General features: G+C 65.8%; 17 protein-coding genes. 10 read left to right on the top strand and 7 right to left on the bottom strand.

The window, feature by feature from the left end:
- Positions 1 to 108: 108 nt before the first annotated feature.
- Complete coding sequence (locus HB860_RS20925; protein WP_139439107.1) at positions 109 to 930, top strand: Cof-type HAD-IIB family hydrolase; 822 nt, start codon at positions 109 to 111, stop codon at positions 928 to 930.
- Between the two features lie 37 nt (positions 931 to 967).
- Here HB860_RS20925 and HB860_RS20920 read toward each other — a convergent pair whose 3' ends face one another.
- Entirely contained in the window at positions 968 to 1,531 is a 564-nt protein-coding gene (locus tag HB860_RS20920; protein ID WP_106884903.1) for a DUF2799 domain-containing protein, read from the bottom strand.
- Between the two features lie 200 nt (positions 1,532 to 1,731).
- Between HB860_RS20920 and HB860_RS20915 the strand changes: the two genes are divergently transcribed.
- The 3 genes from HB860_RS20915 (at position 1,732) to HB860_RS20905 (ending at position 5,844) form a co-directional block, all read left to right on the top strand.
- Complete coding sequence (locus tag HB860_RS20915) at positions 1,732 to 2,571, top strand: isopenicillin N synthase family dioxygenase (RefSeq protein ID WP_043128396.1); 840 nt, start codon at positions 1,732 to 1,734, stop codon at positions 2,569 to 2,571.
- A 209-nt stretch (positions 2,572 to 2,780) separates the two neighbouring features.
- A complete protein-coding gene (locus HB860_RS20910) occupies positions 2,781 to 4,094 on the top strand; it encodes a sodium-dependent transporter (protein ID WP_247627840.1) in 1,314 nt (437 codons plus the stop codon).
- Positions 4,095 to 4,530: 436 nt separating this feature from the next.
- Positions 4,531 to 5,844: a sodium-dependent transporter gene (locus HB860_RS20905; RefSeq protein WP_247627839.1), complete on the top strand. Its 1,314-nt coding sequence runs from the start codon at positions 4,531 to 4,533 to the stop codon at positions 5,842 to 5,844.
- A gap of 37 nt (positions 5,845 to 5,881) precedes the next feature.
- Here the strand turns inward: HB860_RS20905 and HB860_RS20900 are convergent, their stop codons facing one another.
- The 3 genes from HB860_RS20900 to HB860_RS20890 form a co-directional block, all read right to left on the bottom strand.
- On the bottom strand, positions 5,882 to 7,510 hold the full coding sequence (locus tag HB860_RS20900) for a hypothetical protein (protein WP_247627838.1): 1,629 nt from the start codon (positions 7,508 to 7,510) through the stop codon (positions 5,882 to 5,884).
- 170 nt (positions 7,511 to 7,680) lie between these two features.
- Entirely contained in the window at positions 7,681 to 8,145 is a 465-nt protein-coding gene (locus HB860_RS20895; RefSeq protein WP_247627837.1) for a hypothetical protein, read from the bottom strand.
- Positions 8,146 to 8,174: 29 nt separating this feature from the next.
- On the bottom strand, positions 8,175 to 9,548 hold the full coding sequence (locus HB860_RS20890; RefSeq protein WP_247627836.1) for a PLP-dependent aminotransferase family protein: 1,374 nt from the start codon (positions 9,546 to 9,548) through the stop codon (positions 8,175 to 8,177).
- 116 nt (positions 9,549 to 9,664) lie between these two features.
- Between HB860_RS20890 and HB860_RS20885 the strand changes: the two genes are divergently transcribed.
- The 4 genes from HB860_RS20885 (at position 9,665) to HB860_RS20870 (ending at position 13,243) form a co-directional block, all read left to right on the top strand.
- Entirely contained in the window at positions 9,665 to 10,261 is a 597-nt protein-coding gene (locus HB860_RS20885) for a LysE family translocator (protein WP_139439689.1), read from the top strand.
- A gap of 115 nt (positions 10,262 to 10,376) precedes the next feature.
- Positions 10,377 to 10,967, top strand: coding sequence for a LysE family translocator (locus HB860_RS20880; protein WP_139439688.1), 591 nt, complete (start codon positions 10,377 to 10,379; stop codon positions 10,965 to 10,967).
- 118 nt (positions 10,968 to 11,085) lie between these two features.
- A complete protein-coding gene (locus HB860_RS20875) occupies positions 11,086 to 11,778 on the top strand; it encodes an aspartate/glutamate racemase family protein (RefSeq protein ID WP_247627835.1) in 693 nt (230 codons plus the stop codon).
- Between the two features lie 250 nt (positions 11,779 to 12,028).
- Positions 12,029 to 13,243, top strand: a complete 1,215-nt coding sequence (locus HB860_RS20870; protein WP_247627834.1) for an aldose 1-epimerase family protein — start codon at positions 12,029 to 12,031, stop codon at positions 13,241 to 13,243.
- Between the two features lie 75 nt (positions 13,244 to 13,318).
- Here HB860_RS20870 and HB860_RS20865 read toward each other — a convergent pair whose 3' ends face one another.
- Positions 13,319 to 15,109 carry an AMP-dependent synthetase/ligase gene (locus tag HB860_RS20865; RefSeq protein ID WP_247627833.1) on the bottom strand — a complete coding sequence of 597 codons (1,791 nt, stop codon included), beginning with the start codon at positions 15,107 to 15,109 and terminating at the stop codon, positions 13,319 to 13,321.
- 180 nt (positions 15,110 to 15,289) lie between these two features.
- On the opposite strand from HB860_RS20865, the gene HB860_RS20860 reads away from it, so the two are divergent.
- Complete coding sequence (locus tag HB860_RS20860) at positions 15,290 to 15,832, top strand: thioredoxin family protein (protein ID WP_247627832.1); 543 nt, start codon at positions 15,290 to 15,292, stop codon at positions 15,830 to 15,832.
- A 77-nt stretch (positions 15,833 to 15,909) separates the two neighbouring features.
- On the opposite strand, the gene rimI is transcribed toward HB860_RS20860, so the two are convergent.
- On the bottom strand, positions 15,910 to 16,359 hold the full coding sequence (rimI, locus tag HB860_RS20855; protein WP_247627885.1) for a ribosomal protein S18-alanine N-acetyltransferase: 450 nt from the start codon (positions 16,357 to 16,359) through the stop codon (positions 15,910 to 15,912).
- Positions 16,360 to 16,457: 98 nt separating this feature from the next.
- Positions 16,458 to 16,976 (bottom strand): hypothetical protein, encoded by a 519-nt coding sequence (locus tag HB860_RS20850; protein WP_247627831.1) that lies wholly within the window; start codon positions 16,974 to 16,976, stop codon positions 16,458 to 16,460.
- 223 nt (positions 16,977 to 17,199) lie between these two features.
- On the opposite strand from HB860_RS20850, the gene HB860_RS20845 reads away from it, so the two are divergent.
- Positions 17,200 to 18,807 carry an ATPase RavA domain-containing protein gene (locus tag HB860_RS20845; protein ID WP_247627830.1) on the top strand — a complete coding sequence of 536 codons (1,608 nt, stop codon included), beginning with the start codon at positions 17,200 to 17,202 and terminating at the stop codon, positions 18,805 to 18,807.
- Positions 18,808 to 18,839 lie beyond the last annotated feature (32 nt).

The raw sequence follows: 18,839 nt of genomic DNA, 5'->3' as shown, positions 1-18,839 counted from the left end.
CGCCCCGCGATGCCCAGTCCTGAGAGGTGATATGAATCATTATCAAGCCATTGCGTTGGACGCGGGATTATACGGTGCCGCATTCGTTTCGACATTCTTGGAGGTGATATGAGTCGTTTTCAGGCCATTGCTTTGGATATGGACGGTACCCTGCTGACCCGGGATCACAAGATCTCGTCCGCCACCCGGGCCGCCCTGGCCCAGGCCCGGGCCCACGGCATCAAGGTGCTGCTGGTGACGGGCCGCCACTTCATGACGGCCCGTCCCTTCCATCACGAGCTGGCCCTCGACACCCCCCTCATCTGCAGTAACGGCGCCTATCTCTATGATCCGGTGCAGGATCGGATCCAGGTCGGGGATCCCCTGGCGGTGGCGCCGCTCACCGCCCTGCTCGCCGAGGTGCAGGCCCAGCAGATGGGCGCCCTGTTCCACCTCGACGAAGGCATCGGCTATCTCGGCTGCGAGGAGCATGTGGGGCGGATGCGGCACTGGTCGGCGAACCAGCCGGATCACCTCAAGGTCTCCCTGCTGCCCGCCGAGGATATCGACAGCTGGCTGCAAAAGCCCATCTGGAAGCTGGAGCTGTTCAATCAGGATCCCGGCCTGCTGCACCGCTTCGTGGGGGAGGTGGTGCAGCATCTGCCCTTCACCCAGGACTGGGCGGCGCCCTATGCGGTGGAGCTGGTGCAGCCCGGCTGCAGCAAGGGCAACCGGCTGGCCCAGTGGGCGGCGAGGGAGGGCATAGCGATGGAAAACGTGGTGGCCTTTGGGGACAACAACAACGATATCAGCATGTTCGAGCAGGTGGGGCTGGCGGTGGCCATGGGCAATGCGGCGCCCCAGATCCAGGCCCATGCGGACAGGGTCACCGCGGATCACAACGAAGACGGCATAGCGCTGGCGCTGCAGCGCTGGGTCCTGCCCTCCTGAGGGGCAACAGAAAGGGGCCGGCGCGGCCCCTTGTTTGTCAGCTCCCGAAGGAGAACTGGATCACCCGATCCGGGAAGCGGATCCGGTTGTAGTCACGGCGCACCCCCTCGTAGTGGCGGATGGCGCGCTCGCGCTGGGCCCGGTAGTAGTCCCGCTGCTTGCTGTCGCTCTCGCCCCGGATCTGCTGATCCAGCTGATAGATGGTCCGCTCGGTGCGCTCCAGCTCCTGTTGCAGCTCGCCGAGGCGCTGCTCCAGCAGGAACTCCTTGCGGCCGCGCTCGAACTGGGTGAGGAAGCTGGTGTCGTTGGGGCAGACCCCCAGGTATTCGTTCCCCTCCCGCCCCTTGCTGTAGGCGAGCTCCGGGATGCAGTAGAGCTCCAGCCCCTTGGCGTAGCCGCGCTGCCACTCGTCTTCGTCCACCCTGAGGCCGTACTCCCCGCAGGTCTGCTTGTAGTCACGGGTGGCGGTCCGGGTCTTGCCCTGCTCCCCGTCCTGATAACCCTGGTTGTACCAGCTCATGGCGCGGCACTCCTCCTCCGACAGGGAGCTGCACCCGGCGAGCAGCAGGGGGAGGGTCAACAGCAGGATCTTGGGGGACATGAAGGGGCTCCGACAGCAATGATGGTGGGGCATTCTAGAAGAGGAAGCCCGCCCGGGACAAGCACCCGGCACCAGGCCGATATCATGATGTTTTTATCAATATTTTCAAGCCGTTGTGAACGGGTTTCCGGCAACCTTTTCTTGCCGGGGGAGGCAGGGTAAACTGCGCCTACTTTTAACTGGCATGTAACAAAAAAACAATGAAAGTCCTGACCGTCGATTATCGCTCCCCCGACGCGGCCGAGCGCTTCACCGAATCCCTGCGCACCACCGGCTTCGGGGTGCTGACCCACCACCCCATCCCGAAGGAGCTGGTGCAGTCCATCTATGACAACTGGTATCGCTTCTTCATGAGCGAGCAGAAGCAGGCGTTCCTGTTCAACCGCGAGACCCAGGACGGCTACTTCCCGCCCTCGGTGTCCGAGGTGGCCAAGGGCAACACCCAGAAGGACATCAAGGAGTACTTTCACCTCTACCCCTGGGGCCAGATGCCGGAAGAGCTGAGGGCGCAGGCGATGGAGTACTACCGCCTCGCCAACGATCTCGCCGCCGAGCTGCTCTCCTGGGTGGAGCAATACACCCCGGCGGACATCGCCGCCCACTACAGCTGCCCGCTCTCCTCCATGATCGAAGAGAGCCAGAAGACCCTGCTGCGGGTGCTGCACTATCCGCCGTTCGACGGCACCGAGGAGCCGGGGGCCATCCGCGCCGCCGCCCATGAAGACATCAACCTGCTGACCATTTTGCCCGCCGCGAGCGAGCCCGGTCTGCAGGTGAAGGGCTCGGACGGGGAGTGGATGGACGTGCCCTGCGACTTTGGCACCCTGATCATCAACATAGGTGACATGCTGCAGGAGGCCTCCCGTGGCTATTACCCCTCCACCACCCACAGGGTCATCAACCCGACCGGCGGCAGTGCCGCCAAGTCCCGCATCTCCTTGCCGCTGTTCCTGCACCCGCGCCCGGACGTGGTGCTCTCCGAGCGCCACACCGCCCACAGCTACCTGATGGAGCGGCTGCGGGAGCTGGGGGTCATCTAATCCCGCCAGACGCGATCAGACAGCAAACCGGAGCAAACCGCTCCGGTTTTTTATTTTGTGGCACGTTTGGTTGGTTATCCGAATTTTATTGGTTAATGATGCTAAAAACTGAGTTTTATATCGGATATACGCCGAGTGATTGCGCGCCCTCGGGCGTACTCTGAGCGCCATTCCGGGCCCCGCTGGCGGGCCCCTCGATTGGAGTTCCCATGAAGCAGTCCCAATGGTCATCCCGGCTCGGTTACATCCTGGCCGCCGCAGGTTCGGCGGTCGGTCTCGGCGCCATCTGGAAGTTCCCCTATGTGACCGCCGCCAACGGTGGCGGCGCCTTCCTGCTGGTGTTCCTGCTGTTCAGCTTCACCCTGGGGGTGGCGGTGCTGATGGGGGAGACCTTGCTCGGCAGCCTGACCCGGCGCGGGGTGGTGGGGGCCTTCGACGAACTGATGGGCAAGCGCTGGCGCTGGGTCGGCGCCATGGGCCTGCTGTGCAGCCTGCTCATCTTCAGCTTCTACAGCGTGGTGGGGGGCTGGACCCTGGGCTACACCGGCATGGCGCTGGCGGGAGAGTTGCAACAGGGGGACGGCGCCGCGCTGACCGCCCGCTTCAACGACTACGTCGGTGATCCGCTCTGGCCGGTGCTGACCCACCTGCTGTTCGCCGCCCTCACCTGGTGGTTCGTGCAGGGCGGGGTGCAGAAGGGGGTGGAGCGCACCCTGCGCTGGATGATGCCGGCCCTCTTCATCATGATCCTGCTGCTGGTGGCCTTCGGCCTCACCCTGCCCAATGCCATGGCCGGGGTGCGCCACTTCCTGATGCCTGACTTCAGCAAGCTCGGCATGTCCGGGGTGCTGGACGCCATGGGGCTGGCCTTCTTCTCCCTCTCCATTGGGCTCGGCATCCACACCACCTATGGCGCCTACCTGCCCTCCAGCGAAGGGGTGGGCCGCTCCAGCCTCTGGGTGGTGCTGCTGGCGAGCCTGATCGCCGTGCTGGCGGGCTTGATGATCTTCCCGGTGCTGGCGGCGACCGGCATAGATCCCGCCTCGGGGCCCGGCCTCACCTTCATGACCATGCCGGCGGTGTTCCAGCAACTGCCCTTCGGCCAGGGGCTAGGGGTGGTCTTCTTCGCCCTGCTGGTGGTGGCGGCGCTCTCCTCGGCCATCTCCCTGCTGGAGCACCTGCAGTGCTTCGTCTGCGAGGGCCTGGGCTGGTCGCGGCGGGCCGCTTGCAGCCTGATCACAGCCCTGGTGATGGCGGGAGGCATCCCGGTCAGCCTGTCGTTCGGCCCCTGGGCGCAGGTGACCCTGTTTGGCAAGAACATCTTCGAGCTGCTGGACTTCATCACCTCCAACCTGATGATGCCCCTGTTCGGGCTGGCCCTGACGCTGCTGCTGGGCTGGCAGCTCGGTCGCCGGGCGCTGCCCGCCGGGCTGGCACCGCACTGGCGCACCCTGCTGATGGGCTGCTGGCGCTGGCTGGCGCCCTTGCTTATCGGTGGCATCCTGGTGCGGGGTCTGCTGTAACCTCCCGCCGTGCGGGTGGGCCCCCGGGCCTGCCCGTTGTCCGGACCGAGAGAGGATCCTCGCCGGCAGGATTGACTGCCTCGAAAAATCCACGAAATGGCGGTTTATCAAAACTTTGATTTATCGCTCGGCCATTTAATTGATAAATATTCTGTTTTGCGGGCAAAAATGGACTATTGGCTGTCAACTTCTCTTGCCGTGGTTTAGGCTGTGGCTCCTTTTTCGCGTCCAGGTTACCCACTGCATGTCACCCCTCATCGCCCTCACTGGTCGATTTTTCCGCTCGCAAGAGAGGTGACCCTGCACGCGCACTCAGTCTGAATGTTCATTGCAAAGGTCGCCCCCGGGCGGCCTTTTTGTTGCAACCCGGTCGTTGCGACCCAGGTTGCACTTACCCATGGAGTATCGATTCGATGTTGTCTTCCCCGGAGGTTGTATGAGCCAGGTTCAGTGGTCTTCCCGTCTCGGTCATGTGCTGGCGGCGGCCGGCACGGCCATCGGCCTCGGCGCCATCTGGAAGTTTCCCTATGTGACCGCCACCAATGGCGGCGGCGCCTTCCTGCTGGTGTTTCTGCTGTTCAGCTTCACCCTGGGGGTGGCGGTGCTGGTGGGTGAGACCCTGCTCGGCAGCCGCAGCCAGCGCGGGGTGCTCGGCGCCTTCCACAAGCTGGTGGGGCCTAACTGGCGCTGGATGGGTTACATGGGGATCCTCTGCGGCTTCTTCATCTACAGCTTCTACAGCGTGGTGGGGGGCTGGACCGTGGGTTATGCGGCGCTGGCTGTGGCGGGCAAGCTCAACCTCGGCGAGGGCACGGCGCTGACCGCCCTGTTCAACGGCTATGTCAGCCATCCCTGGTGGCCTGTGCTGACCCATCTGGTCTTCGCCGGGCTCACCTGGTGGTTCGTGCAGGGGGGCATCCAGAAGGGAGTGGAGCGGGCGCTGCGCTGGATGATGCCGGCGCTCTTCATCATGATGCTGCTGCTGGTGGGAGTGGGTCTCTCGATGCCGGGGGCCATGGCGGGCGTGCGCCAGCTGCTGCTGCCGGACTTCTCCATGCTGACCGGCCAGAGCGTGCTGGATGCCCTGGGGCTGGCCTTCTTCTCCCTCTCCATCGGGCTCGGGGTACACACCACCTATGGCGCCTACCTGCCGAGCAGCGAAGGGGTGCTGCGCTCCGGGGTCTGGGTAGTGACCCTGGCGAGCTTCATCTCTGTGCTGGCGGGGCTGATGATCTTCCCGGCGCTGGCCTCCACCGGCATAGACCCCACCGCCGGCCCGGGTCTCACCTTCATGACCATGCCCGCGGTGTTCAGCCACCTGCCGTTCGGCCAGGGGCTGGGGGTGGTCTTCTTCCTGCTGCTGCTGGTGGCGGCGCTCTCCTCCTCCATCTCCATGCTGGAGCACCTGGTGCGCTTCACCTGCGAGGAGTGGGGCTGGTCGCGCCGTGGCGCCTGCCGGGTACTGACCCTGCTGATCATGGCTTCCGGCATTCCGGTCAGCCTGTCGTTCGGCCCCTGGGCCGACTACACCCTGTTTGGCAAGACCATCTTCGACCTGCTGGACTACCTCACCTCCAACCTGATGATGCCCCTGTTCGGTTTGGTGCTGACCCTGCTCCTTGGCTGGCGGCTGGGGGAGACCATACTGCCCGGGGGGCTCTCCCCGACCCTGCGTCTGTGCCTGCTCTGGTGCTGGCGACTGGTGGCGCCGCTCTTGATCGGCGGGATCCTGGTGCGGGGTCTGATCTAGCCGTCGCCCCGTGGCGGCCCTTGGCTCGGGCCGCCCCCTAATGGGGTGGGAGGGGGGAAAGCCTGGGGGCCAGATGAGATCGGATCTGCCGCAGCGTCTCCTGACAGGCGTCGGCATGCTGCCCCATGAAGGCGGCGCTGTGGTTGAGGCGCAGCTCCAGCCTGTCCACCAGTTGCGCCACCGCCGGGGCCGCCATGCCGGCGGGCCAGCAGTGGGTGAGCAACGTCAGCAGTTGCCAGGCATCTCCCGCCTGGGCGGGGAACGTCTCCTGCAGGGTCAGGGCACACTGCACGGCGAGCTGGTGCTGGCCCGCCGTCATGGCCTGTTGCCGCTGCTGGCGCAACTGGGCCAGGTGCTGCTCGCGCTGCTCCAGCTGCCGCTGGAGATCCTCGACCACCTGGCGGATCAGCCGCTGCAACTGCGGGCTCTGTGCCACCGGCCCCCGGTACTGGCCCAGCTGGGCCAGATAGCGCCGGGCGTGGTGGGGCAGGCCGCAGAACTGGCTGACGGCCACGCCGAGCAACTGGTTGAGGTGATGGTCCCGCGCCGCCTCTGGCGGGTGCTTGGCCAGCAGCAGCAGGGCCTCGTCGAAGCGGTAATCCAGTCCCAGCATCAGGGCGCGTAGCAGGGCCTCCTCGTGGGCCCGCAGGGTGCCCGCCTGCTGGCCGAGATCCGCGAGACCCTGTTGCAGTCCATGCGCCCTGGCCGCGACCGGGGGATGCCAGAGCACCGCCAGGGTGGCATCCAGCATGCAGCGCTCGACGGACTGGCGAAACTTCTGCTTGGGGAAGAAGCGCAGGGTGAAGTCGTCGGCCTGGGCCAGCACCTTCCCCTCCTCTTTGAGCAACAGGGCCAGCAAGATGGCGGTCTGGCGCCATTGTGGCTGCCAGGGACAGCGTTGCAGCAATCCCGACAAGGTGTCCCAGGCGCTCTCCCACTGCGCCTCGTGCAGCAGGCAGGCGAGGGAGAGCTCCTGATGAATGGCGGGGGGCAACTTCTGCTGATTGCGGGCCAGATCCTTGCGGGCACTCTCCAGCCTGTTCAATCCGAGCAGGGCGAGGATCAACCCCTTGCGCGGCCACCAGGCGTCGTGCTCAGTGGTGCACATGGCGTAGTGCTGGGTGGCCTGGAAGTGATCCTGCTCCTGCAACAGCATGTAACCCTTGATCCTGTCCATCTGCGGCCCCAGCGCCTTGTTGCTGGCATGCCGGTAGAGCAGATCCTCGCACTGGGCGCAGGCGCTGCGCCACTCCCTGAGGGCCATGGGCGTCGCCAGGGGGCGGCTCAGGGTCGTCAGCGCCAGCAGTTCGAGCAGGCTGCGGCTCAATTGCTCGGTGGTGAAGGGGACGGCCAGGCGCAGGGCGAAATAGAGATCGGCGGGGGGAAAATGACCGGCATCATCGTCATGGTCCAGCAGCAGCAGCACGCAACCCGGCGTGAGCAGCCCCAGGTGGTGGGCCTCCTGCAGCAGGCGGACCCCCTCGCGGGCCTGGTGGTGATACTGGCGGCAGAGGATGGCATCGAACGACTGCTGGCGCAGCAGGGCCGGCAGGGTGGCGAGCTCTTTGCAGTGGTGCAGCTGGGAGGGGGCCATCCCCTGGTCACTCAACCCCTGGGTGAGGGCCGAGCCCAGCATGGCATCGTCTTCGATCAGGAGGATCTGCATCTTCGACGCTCCTTCGCCGGTCGGGGTGGCGAGGTTGGATTCAAAAGTAGCCTCCACTGTCGTCCGGGAGCCGTGACGGGGTCAATACCTCACTTGGGTCAGTGGTGAGCTGGCGGGGCCGCAAGGCCCACGCACACTTAGCCCGGACAGGGTCCCTGCGTCGGCAGGCCTCATTGCAACCCCGGCCCCCGGGCGGAGAAGGGACAGTCGCGCTGGCGGATGAGCCGATTGCCCTGCTGCCCGCTCCCCTGCCAGGCGAGCTCGAGCTGGCCGAGGCGACCGAGGTGGCGCAGCTCGAACTCGTAGCGCAGGCAGGGGTTGTCCGTGGGCAGCCGGGTCATGGACGCCGGCAGGCGGTAGTCGTAGCGCAGCAGAGGGCCGTCCTGCAGCCGGCTCTGGGCGGGCACCAGGCCCTCCGCCGTGGGGGAGGGGGCGCTCAGGTAGCGGCGCAGGGCCAGGGGCGCGTCTATGGCCTTCTGGTAGTGGAGCCCGTTCATGGCGGCCAGCTCCTCCTCCAGCCTTGTCAGCTCCCCTTCCAGGCCACTCAGGGCCTGGCCCAGCTGCTGATGGCTGGGGGAGGCGCAGCCTCCCAGCAGCAGGGTGACGAGCAGCAGGGCGGGGCGGACGGGCAGCATGGTCACTCCTTCGGGATCAGGGCCACAGACTATAGCAGGGGATTGGTGGGGGGCGCCGCGCGCAGCAGCCCGGCGAGGCGCTCCAGCCCCTCGGCGACGCGGGCGTCGGTGGCGGGCTGGCTCAGGCTCAGGCGCACCCCTTGCGGGGCGGCAAACTGGCCGGCGGCAAAGTGTTCTCCGCTCGCGACCCCGACGTCAAGGGCGTTGGCCGCCTCGGCGAACTCCTGACTGCGCCAGGGCTCGGGCAGCGGCAACCAGGCGTGCATGGAACCCTGCTGCCAGCGGGCCCCAGGCAGCAGGTGGCGCAGCAGCTCCCCCCGACGCGCCAGGATTTTTCGCTGTTGTTCGATGAGCGGCATGATCTGGCGCTGGCTCACCAGCTTGCAGGCCAGCTCGATGAGCAGGGGGCTTACCATCCAGCTCGACAGCCGCATGGCCTGGGCGAAGCCGTTGCGAAGGGCGGGGGGAGTCAGTACGAAGCCGACCCTCAGGCCGCCGCAGGCGATCTTGGCCAGGCTGCCGAGGTAGATGACCCGCTCCGGCGCCAGGTTGACCAGGGGCGGCAGCATCTCCTCGGGCAGCAGGCCGTTGACGTCGTCCTCGACGATCAGCAGATCGTGGCGGCGGGCGATGGCGACTATTTCCTCCCGCCGCGCCAGGCTCATGGTGGCCGTGGTGGGATTCTGCAGTGTGGGGGTCAGGTAGAGCAGCTTGGCCCGCCGCTGGCGGCAGGCGGCCTCCAGGGCGGCGGGGATCAGCCCCTCCTCGTCCATCGCCAGCCCCATCACCTGATTCTTCAGCTGACGCGCATTGCCCAGCATGCCGGGGTAGCTGAGCCCCTCGCAGAAGAGGGTCTCCCCCACGCAGCCGGTGGCCAGCAGGGCCAGCATGATGCCGTGCTGGGCCCCATGGCTGAACAGCAGCCTCTCCTCGCTTCCCCGGATGCCCTGCTCGGCGAGCCAGTCGATGAACAGCTGGCGCTGGGGGGCACGCCCCGCCTCCTTGTCATAGCCGAGCAGGCCGTTGAGATCCCCGTCCGCCAGTTCGGTCAGCATGGGCTTGATGATGGCGGCCCTGTCCAGCTGCACCGGCAGGTTCTGCCACAGCTCGATGCGGTGATTGTCCTCGTTGCGGATCACCCATTCGTTGGCGGGATCCGCCGCGGCCCTGACCCAGGTGCCATGACCCACCCTGGCCGCCAGCAGACCCCGCCGCTCGGCCTCCGTGTAGGCGCGGGTGATGGTGCCCACCGTCACCCCCAGCCGGTCCGCCAGCGCCCTGTGGGTGGGCAGCCGGGTCTGGGGAGGCAGGGCGCCATCGGCAATGGCCTGCTCGATGGCCTTGACCAGTTTCAGGTAGAGGGGTCCCTCGAAGGGGGTGAGGTCGGGCGTCCAGATTGTCATGGTGACAATAAATCCATTGATCCAATATTGTCCCCAATATAGCGTGATATTCAGCCTGTTAACAACCCGATAGCTCACATTGTACCGATACAATGTGGCGAGAAAGGAGTCACCTCATGACCATCGAATGGTACGCCACCCTGTTTGGCTTCGCCCTGCTCACCTGCGGCACCCCGGGGCCCAACAACCTGATGCTGACGGCATCCGGCGCCAACTTCGGGGTGCGTCGCACCCTGCCACACCTCATCGGGGTGACGGTCGGCCAGCCGGTGCTGCAACTGGTGCTGGCGCTCGGCTTCTATCCGCTGTTCGAGCGCTGGCCCCTGCTCAAGCTGAGCCTGCAGGTGCTTGGCAGCCTCTATCTGCTGTGGCTGGCCTGGCGCATCGCGGTGGCCGGTGCCCCAGGGGATCCGGCGAGACGCGCCCGCCCGCTGACCCTGCTGGAAGGGCTGGGCTTCCAGTTTCTCAACCCCAAGGCCTGGATGATGGGGATCTCCGCCATCAGCCTGTTCAGCCTGCCGGGGAGCGACTACTGGGCCAGCATGTGGGGCATCATGTCGGTCTTCCCCATGGCGGGACTGCCGGTCTGCTTTGCCTGGGTGCTGTTCGGTCATCAGCTCAGCCGCTGGATCAACTCGGACAAGGGGTGGCGCCGCCTCAATGGCAGCCTGGGGGCCCTCACCGCCCTGTGCGTGGTGATGCTCTGGTATTAATGAGTGCCTGATTATTCATGCAAAGAAAATGCATTGCTGACCTTGTCGTCAGGGCAGAGGCTCTGCATATTAGGAGGCTTGCCGCGCTCTTGCCGTACTAAAGGATGAGATTGAGATGGATCTGAACTGGTTGTTCCCCCTGGCGGGCTTTGCCCTGATCACCTGTGGCACCCCGGGCCCCAACAACATGCTGCTCACCAGCGCCGGGGCCGCCCAGGGATTTCGCCGCTCCATTCCCCTGCTGGTGGGGGTGGTGGGGGGCATCAACCTGATGATCCTGGCTACAGCCCTGGGACTGGGGGTGATGTTCGAGAAGGTGCCGTTGCTGCACGACGGTCTCAAGCTGGTGGGTTCGGCCTACCTGCTCTGGCTGGCCTGGAAGGTGGCCAATGCCAGCGGCCCGGCGGATGGCAGCCGGCCGCTCATTCCGGCCCATCAGGGGGCCATGTTGCAGTTGCTCAACCCCAAGGCCTGGATGATGGCGCTCTCCGCCATCAGCGGCTTCACCCTGGCGGGGGAGGCTTACTGGCCGTCCGCCGGCTGGGTGCTCGGCATCTTCTTCGTGACCGGCCTCTACACGGGGGCCTTCTGGGTGCTGTTCGGTGCCCAGGTGCGCCGCCTCATCCGTACCGCCAGAGGCTGGCGTCGTTTTAACCTCGGCATGGGGATCGCCACGGCGGCCTGCGTGCTGATGATCTGGGTTTAGGCCCTGGCCTGAGCCTTTACCGGCTGTCTTGTTGGCCCTTCGGGGCCTTTTTTGTTTCCCCGGTGGCGCGGCATGGCGCTCGCGTCGCCCAGTGCCAGCATGGTGGCAAGGAGGTCTAATGAAATGTATCGGTCTGCTGGGTGGCATGAGCTGGGAGTCCACCGTCAGCTACTACCAGGCGCTCAACCGGGGCGTGCGGGGGCGGCTCGGCGGCCTGCACTCGGCGCGGGTGTTGCTCAATAGCGTCGATTTTGCCGAGATAGAGCGGCTGCAACATGCCGGTGACTGGCCCGCCACCGCCCGTCTGCTGGCGGCCGAGGCCCGGGCACTCCAGGCCGGTGGCGCCGATTTCCTGATGATAGGGACCAACACCATGCACAAGGTGGCGCCCGAGATCGCCGCCGCCATCGAGATCCCGCTGCTGCACATCGCCGACGCCACCGCCCGCCGCCTGCTGGCCGACGGGGTGACCCGGGTCGGCTTGCTCGGTACCCGCTTCACCATGGAGCAGGATTTCTACAAGGGGCGGCTGGAGGCGCAGTTCGGGCTGGAGGTGCTGGTGCCCGGTGACGCCGCGCGGGAGCGGGTGCACCGCATCATCTATGACGAGCTCTGCCTTGGGCAGATCCGCGAGTCGTCGCAGGCCGAATACCTGGCCATCATCGCCGATCTGGCCCGGGCCGGGGCCCAGGCCGTGATCCTGGGCTGCACCGAAATCGCCCTGCTGGTGGGGGAGTGCCAGGCCGCCGTGCCGCTCTACGACACCACCGCCATTCATGCCGACGCCGCCGTGGCGTGGGCGCTGGAGTAGGGCAGGGAGAGACAGGATCCCGTGGAGGCGCTGCGGCGCCTCCCCTCCTCCTTGCCCCTCATCCCCCCGATCCTGACTGTGAGTCAGCCTTCACTTCAGCAAGCCGATCGACGCTTTTATTGTCAAACGGCTCACATTTCCCCCTTTTGACCCTTGAGTCTGGTGCGCCAGGCGCCTAGTTTTCGATCACTGAAACGATTCAGCTTTCACGAAAACCACTCACAAGAACAAGAGACACGAGGATAAAGCCATGTTGAAGAGACTCTCCATTGCCGTGCTGCTCGCCCTGGGCGCGAGTGCTGGCCAGGCCGCCGAATTCCTGCTGACCGACGCCCAGCAGGGGCTGGATGTGGGGGACTGGAAGATCACCAGCGACAAGCTGGGGATCAAGAGCCCGGTCCCCTTCTCCATCGAAAAGAGGCGCCTGCACGGCGGGCGCCAGGAGGGGGTGGATCTGCTCATCGTCGACAACGGGGTGATGAAGATCACCCTGGTGCCGACCCGCGGCATGGGGATCAAGGAGGTCAAGGGAGCCGATCTGCGCCTGGGCTGGGATTCGCCGGTCAAGGAGGTGGTCAACCCGGCCTTCATCGATCTGGAGAGCCGCGCCGGTCTCGGCTGGCTCGATGGCTTCAACGAGATGCTGGTGCGCTGCGGCTACGAGTGGACCGGTCACCCCGGGGTGGATGACGACGGCCGCCTCAAGAGCCTGCACGGCCGGGTGCAGAACATACCGGCGTCCGTGGTCAGCGTGACGGTGGACGAGGAGCCGCCCTATGCCATCCACGTGCGGGGCCGGGTGGACGAGCGCACCTTCAAGATGAGCGAGCTGGTCACCTGGACCCAGCTGAGCGTAGTGCCCGGTCAGGCGGAATTTGCCCTGCAGGACAAGCTGACCAACCACGCCGACTACGAGAACGAGTACCAGATCATCTATCACGGCAACTTCGGGGCCCCCATCCTGGAGGAGGGGGCGCGCGTCAGCACCCCGGTGAAGCAGATCTCTCCGTTCAACGACTACGCCAAGGCAGGGCTCAAGGGCTGGCAAACCTACCTGGGGCCCACCAAGGGCTTCGACGAGATGGTGTTCAACCTGGTGCCCTACAGCGATGCCGAGGGCAATACCCTGGCGGTGCTGAACAACAAGGCGGGCAGCGTCGGGGTGGCGGTGGGTTACAACACGCACCAGTTGCCTGTGCTGACCCTGTGGAAGAACACAGACACCCGGGCCCAGGGCTATGTGGCCGGCATAGAGCCCGGCACCAGCTATGCCTACAGCACCAAGTACCAGCGTCCGCTGGGGCTGGTGCCCAAGATCCAGCCTGGGGAGACCAAGACCTTCGACCTGACCTATCGCCTGCTGCGCAATGGGGAGGAGGTGAAGCAGGCCCTGGCCCAGGTGGAGAAGATCCAGGACGGCCGCCCCACCGAGCTGCGGGAGCAGCCACTGGTGAAGCTGCCCTGAGTCACAGGCAGACAGCAAAAAGCCGCTCCATGAGCGGCTTTTTCATGCCAGATGAGGGATCAGCGGTGGCTGGACTCAGACATGGCTATACATGGCTTCGATCTCGCTCTGGTACTTGGATTCGATGATCTTGCGGCGCAGCTTCATGGTGGGGGTGATCTCCCCGAGCTCCATGGAGAAGGCGCTCGGCAGCAGGGTGAACTTCTTCACCTGCTCGAACTTGGCCAGCTCCTGTTGCAGATCCGCGATCCGTGCCTCGAAGAACTCCACCACCTTGGAGTGGCGCAGCAGCTCGGTCTTGCACTGGTATTGCAGGTTGATGGAGCGGGCATACTCCTCCAGGGACTCGAAGCAGGGGACGATCAGCGCCGAGACGAAGTGGCGGGCATCGGCGACGATGGCGATCTGCTCGATGAAGCGATCCTTGCCCAGGGTCCCCTCCACCAGTTGCGGTGCCACGTACTTGCCGTTGGAGGTCTTCATCAGCTCCTTGAGACGCTCGGTGAAGTAGATGTTGCCCTCGTCGTCCAGCTCGCCGGCATCGCCGGTACGCAGGAAGCCATCCGCCGTCATCACCTCGGCCGTGGCCTCTGGCTTGTTGTAGTAGCCGCGCATCACCGTGGGCGAGCGCACCAGCAGCTCGTTGTTCTCCCCGAGTTTGACCTCTATGCCCTCCATGACGGTGCCGATGGAACCCAGCTTGAACTGGCTCTCCTCGTAGCAGCAGACGGTGGCCGTGGTCTCTGTCATGCCGTAGCCGTACTTGAGGTTGAGCCCCATGGCCTGGAAGAAGAGGTTGACGTCGTCCGCGAGGCGGGCGCCCGCCACCGGCAGGAAGCGGGTGCGGCCGCCGAAGCGGGCACGCAGCTTGCGAAACACCAGCCGCTCGGCCAGGGCCAGCTGCAGGTAGAGCAGGGGGGAGGCGGACTTGCCGGCCTGGCGGGTGGCGACCATCCGCTTGCCGACCCCGGTGGCCCAGCCGAACAGGGCACGGCGCAGGCGCGGCGCCTGGGCAACTTTGGCCTGGATCATGGCGTAGGCCTTCTCGTAGAGGCGCGGCACGGCGCACATCACGGTCGGCTGCACCTCGCCAATCACCTCCATCACCTTCTGCGGATCGCGGATATAGACGTTCTCGGCGCCGCAATAGAGCACGTAGTAGCTCCAGGCGCGCTCGAACACGTGGCTCAGCGGCAGCATGCAGAGGGACACGTCCTGCTCGCCAAGATCCAGGCGGCGGTCGTGCATCTCGAAGCAGGCGGCGATGTTGTTGAAGTCGAGCATGACCCCCTTGGGTTCACCCGTGGTGCCCGAGGTGTAGATCAGGGTCAGCAGATCGTCCATGCGGTAGTGCTGCTCGCGCTCCCTCAGCACCTGCTCGCTCGGCTGATGGTTGCCGGAGACCAGGAAGCTCTGGAAGTGGCTCGCCTGCTCGCAGCCACGCAGATCGACGGTGCCGTCCAGGGTGACTATCTGGTTGATCTCGCCGCTCTCGAGCAGCAGGAGCGCCTGATCGAATTGGGGTTGTTCCCCCACGAACAGCAGCTTGATGCCGGCATCCTTTACGATGTAGCGCAGCTGATCCAGGGTGCTGGTGGGGTAGATGGGCACGCTGACGCCGCGGGCGGCCAGGATGCCGAGATCGGCCTGGGTCCACTCCGGCATGTTGCGGGCATAGATGCCGACCATCTCGGTGGGCTGGTGGCCGGCGCGGATCAGCGCCTGGGCGCAGTAGTCCATGGCCTGGCCCAGGGTGCGCCAGCCGATGGCACGCCACTGGCCATCCTGCTGGACGCGCAGGGCGGCCTTGTTGCCAAGGCGGGCAATACGCTCACGCATCACTCTAACCAGATGAAGCTGCGACATCTAAATCATCCTCAAGTAACAGTTGTGCGCCCGCAGGGGCACTAAAATCGGGGCTGGAGTTTAAACTCTAACATTACAGCTTACAAGTGTGCGCCATTTGTCCTGGATCACAAAGTCGTCAACTCGGGGAGAGTCAGGCATGATAAGGGCAAGGGTCGGATTCATTCAGGGAGTAGCGCCATGGGGATCGGGGTCAAGAGTCTGTTGACGGGCATGTTGTTGCTGCTGGCGGGAGCCGGCGCACTCTGGTTTCTCCTTGGCGGATCCGAGGGGCAGGACAATCCCTGGCTGAGGGGGGCCGAGGGTTATGAGCAGGCGCAGCGGCTGGCGCTGAGGGAAGGATACCCCTTGCTCTACGTGATAGAGCGCGCCAAATGCCGACGCTGCAAGGCGCTCGATAGCGAGCTGTGGCGTGCCCCCGAGATGCAGTCTGCCCTGGCGGGGCTGGCCAAGGTGCGGCTCAACCCGGATGCGGGGGATGGCAGCGAGCACATACTGCGGCGCTTCCCCCAGGTGGCGACCGCCCCCGGCATCTATGTGCAGCGACCGGGGGAGCCGCTTAGGCCCATCAAGGTGGCGGTGGATATCCAGCAGATCTGGATGCCAGGGGTCACCTACGGGCGCGGCTTCTTCATGCCGCTCTCGGGGGCCGCCTTCGAGGCGGTGCTGAGGGTCACCCTCAGCCTGGAGGATCCCGCCATCGACAATGCCCCCCTGCCCTGAGGGGCGGCTGGGGAGCGGGATGAGGGTAGACACGACAAGGGGGCTGCACGGCCCCCTTGTCTGTTGCGGGCGGTCTCTTAGCCGAAGTCGAACAGGCGGGACATCAGCACGGCATCCTCCCGATCCTGGCCGGTGCCGTAGTAGTCGGCGCGGCGGCAATACTCGGCAAACCCCTCGCTCTCGTAGAGGCCGATGGCGGTGCGGTTGCCCGCCCGCACCTCCAGGAACCAGGCCTCGGCCCCCTTCGCCTTGCTGCGGACCAGATACTCCTTGAGCAGCGCCCGACCCAGCCCCTTGCCCTGAAACTCGGGGTGCACGCAGATGTTCATCAGCGAGCTGTCTCCCGCCACCAGATCCGAGATATAGAAACCGGCGGGACGGCCCTCCACCAGCATCAGGCCGCTGAGATAGCGCGGCCCGAAGCAGGAGAGCAGGTTGGCCTGGCTCCAGGGCTCCTGGTGGGCGGCCCGCTCTATGGGATAGATGGCATCGAAATCGGATTCGAGCAGGGGACGAAAGCTGGGCAAGAGGTCAGACATGGTTACTCCGGACGGGATTCGGACTTGCGACGGACGGCATGGTCATGCCATGGTCGTGGCTTCAAGGATCTTGGCGGCTGGCCGGTTCAACCGGGCTGGCGCTGCCGGCACTGCTGCCAGAGGGCGCGCTTGTGCGCCGGGCCTGGCTTGAGCGGGCAGACGAGGGCATGGGGCCAGCGCGGATCCGGGGCCGTCAGCCAGAGCAGGGGGGGCGTCACCCCCTCGGGCAGCTCGCCGAGCAAGGAGACCTCGTCCGTGCCTATGCCGAGCCACTGGCAGATGTCCCCGAGCAAAGAGGGCGCGGGCAGCGCCTCGGCCTGCAGCCACAGCTTGCCGGTCGGCACCGCCACCGGCTGGCGTGGGGTCGCCGCATCCTCTGCCACCGGGGTCACCGGCTGGTGTGGGGTCGCCGCATCCTCTGCCGCCGGGGTCACCGGCTGGCGTGGGGTCGCCGCATCCTCTGCCGCCGGGGTCACCTGCGGCTGCCGGGCTGCCGCAGCGTCTGCCGGTTGGTCTGGCAGGCCCCGGGCTCTCAGTTGCCAGAGGGGGATGCCCATCCGGGCTAGGATGCGCTGACGCAGTGGGTCCAGCAGGGGATCTTGCATGCGAAGGCTCACTCTTGATCTGCGTTGGGGTAAATTCTGATGCGCAGAGTACACTCTCGCAGGTTTTGCTGCACCCCCTTGCGTGCCGGGATTGTCCCGCCGGGGCCGTGCTGTCCCGACCCCGACCGCGGGATGACCAGATTCAACAGACCATGACAGTGAGGCGGGGCCTGAGGCCGGACCCCGTGGACACCATGACAATACCAGCTTCGGAACTGTGCCTATGCCGCCTTTAGCCCAGAATACTGTTCGTGCCACCCCCATCCATGAGCGCCTGCCACGGCTGCTGGCTGCCCTCGGGGAGGGGCTCTATGAGCGCCAGGACGCCCTGCGGCTCGGCCTGCTGGCGGCCTTGAGTGGCGAGAGCGTCTTCCTGCTTGGTCCTCCCGGCATCGCCAAGAGCCTGATCGCGCGGCGCCTCAAGCTCGCCTTTCACGATGCCCGCCACTTCGAATACCTGATGACCCGCTTCAGCACGCCGGAGGAGGTGTTCGGCCCCCTCTCCATCCAGGCGCTCAAGGAGGATGGCAAGTACCTGAGGCTGACGCACGGCTACCTGCCGGAGGCCGAGGTGGTCTTCCTCGACGAGATCTGGAAGGCGGGCCCGGCCATCCTCAACACCCTGCTCACCGCCATCAACGAGCGACAGTTCCGCAACGGCGACAGCCAGCACCCCATTCCCATGCGGCTGCTGGTGACCGCCTCGAACGAGCTGCCCGCCCCGGACAGCGGGCTGGAGGCGCTCTACGATCGCATGCTGGTGCGGATCTGGATGGACAGGGTGCAGGAGAAATCCAACTTCCAGGCCATGCTGGCGAGCGACGGCCAATCCCACCAGAACCTGACTCCCTCGGTGCAGATCCGGGGGGAGGAGTACGAGGCCTGGCAGCAGGAGATCGAGCAGGTGCGCCTGCCCGACGCCTGCTTCGAGCTCATCTACCAGCTGCGCCAGCAGCTCGACAGCCAGCTCGGCCACGGCTGCTATGTGTCGGATCGGCGCTGGAAGAAGGCGGTCAGGCTCATCAAGGCGAGCGCCTTCTTCAACGGCCGTGACGAAGTGGCCCCGCTGGATCTGCTGCTGTTCAAGGATTGCCTCTGGCACGACGAGGCCTCCCGCACCGCCTTGCTGGAGATGATCGGCGAGTTCTCCCGCCTCTACGGCTACCAGCAACTGGTGCTGACCCGTGAGCTGCTGGCCCTGCGCGAGCGGTTCAAGCAACTCAAGGGGGCGGTTGCCCAGCGACTCGCCTGCAAGGCGGTCAAGCGCAAGCAGTGGTTCGGCCGCCGCGCCCGCGGCACCGAGTTGCCGCTGGCCAACGCCAAGCCCTTCGGCAAGCAGGTGCACTTCCACCTGCTCACCCCGGCGCCCCTGGATGGGGGGGATCCCGATCGCCTGACCGAGACCCTCACCTTCGATCGCACCCTGCTCTCCCACTGGCACCCCACCGGGGAGGCGCTGGTGGGCTGGCCCCTCGGCAACCCCAAGGAGGGGCACTACGAGCTGGTGCTCGACGAGCAGTTGCGGCTGCAGGTGCTGGATGTCCAGCGCCAGCCCGTTCCCCTGGTGCTGGTGGAGCGAACCCCCATTCCCGAGGTGGTGACGGCCCCCTGGCAGGCCGAGCTCGGTGAGCTGGCGAGCCAGGTCGTCCGGGTGCAGCAGAGCCTCAAGGGGCAGCGCAGCCTGTTCGATCGTCACCAGCCCCACCTGTTTGTCGGGGAGCACTGGCTGCGCCAGGTGGAGGACAGCTTCTTCGTGCTGAACCGGGACCTGGAACGGCTGGGCGAGGAGCTGCAGCAGTGGCGGGATCGCCTGCCCGGGCTGGATGCCTGATGCGCTCCGGACTGACGCCGCCACCAGCCCTT

Origin of the sequence: Aeromonas genomosp. paramedia (assembly GCF_023093515.1) — a bacterium.
Lineage (GTDB): Bacteria > Pseudomonadota > Gammaproteobacteria > Enterobacterales > Aeromonadaceae > Aeromonas.
Note: the sequence above shows the minus strand (reverse complement) of the source record. Positions and strands in the feature narration are given on the sequence as shown.

Excerpts from the sequence above, each read along its gene's own strand:
- HB860_RS20850 (WP_247627831.1), bottom strand. The coding sequence starts at position 16,976 with ATGCAAGATCCCCTGCTGGACCCACTGCGTCAGCGCATCCTAGCCCGG.
- HB860_RS20870 (WP_247627834.1), top strand. The coding sequence starts at position 12,029 with ATGTTGAAGAGACTCTCCATTGCCGTGCTGCTCGCCCTGGGCGCGAGT.
- HB860_RS20845 (WP_247627830.1), top strand. The coding sequence starts at position 17,200 with ATGCCGCCTTTAGCCCAGAATACTGTTCGTGCCACCCCCATCCATGAG.
- HB860_RS20895 (WP_247627837.1), bottom strand. The coding sequence starts at position 8,145 with ATGCTGCCCGTCCGCCCCGCCCTGCTGCTCGTCACCCTGCTGCTGGGA.
- HB860_RS20905 (WP_247627839.1), top strand. The coding sequence starts at position 4,531 with ATGAGCCAGGTTCAGTGGTCTTCCCGTCTCGGTCATGTGCTGGCGGCG.
- HB860_RS20900 (WP_247627838.1), bottom strand. The coding sequence starts at position 7,510 with ATGCAGATCCTCCTGATCGAAGACGATGCCATGCTGGGCTCGGCCCTC.
- HB860_RS20865 (WP_247627833.1), bottom strand. The coding sequence starts at position 15,109 with ATGTCGCAGCTTCATCTGGTTAGAGTGATGCGTGAGCGTATTGCCCGC.
- HB860_RS20885 (WP_139439689.1), top strand. The coding sequence starts at position 9,665 with ATGACCATCGAATGGTACGCCACCCTGTTTGGCTTCGCCCTGCTCACC.
- HB860_RS20875 (WP_247627835.1), top strand. The coding sequence starts at position 11,086 with ATGAAATGTATCGGTCTGCTGGGTGGCATGAGCTGGGAGTCCACCGTC.
- HB860_RS20860 (WP_247627832.1), top strand. The coding sequence starts at position 15,290 with ATGGGGATCGGGGTCAAGAGTCTGTTGACGGGCATGTTGTTGCTGCTG.
- HB860_RS20890 (WP_247627836.1), bottom strand. The coding sequence starts at position 9,548 with ATGACAATCTGGACGCCCGACCTCACCCCCTTCGAGGGACCCCTCTAC.
- HB860_RS20920 (WP_106884903.1), bottom strand. The coding sequence starts at position 1,531 with ATGTCCCCCAAGATCCTGCTGTTGACCCTCCCCCTGCTGCTCGCCGGG.
- HB860_RS20925 (WP_139439107.1), top strand. The coding sequence starts at position 109 with ATGAGTCGTTTTCAGGCCATTGCTTTGGATATGGACGGTACCCTGCTG.
- HB860_RS20915 (WP_043128396.1), top strand. The coding sequence starts at position 1,732 with ATGAAAGTCCTGACCGTCGATTATCGCTCCCCCGACGCGGCCGAGCGC.
- HB860_RS20910 (WP_247627840.1), top strand. The coding sequence starts at position 2,781 with ATGAAGCAGTCCCAATGGTCATCCCGGCTCGGTTACATCCTGGCCGCC.
- HB860_RS20880 (WP_139439688.1), top strand. The coding sequence starts at position 10,377 with ATGGATCTGAACTGGTTGTTCCCCCTGGCGGGCTTTGCCCTGATCACC.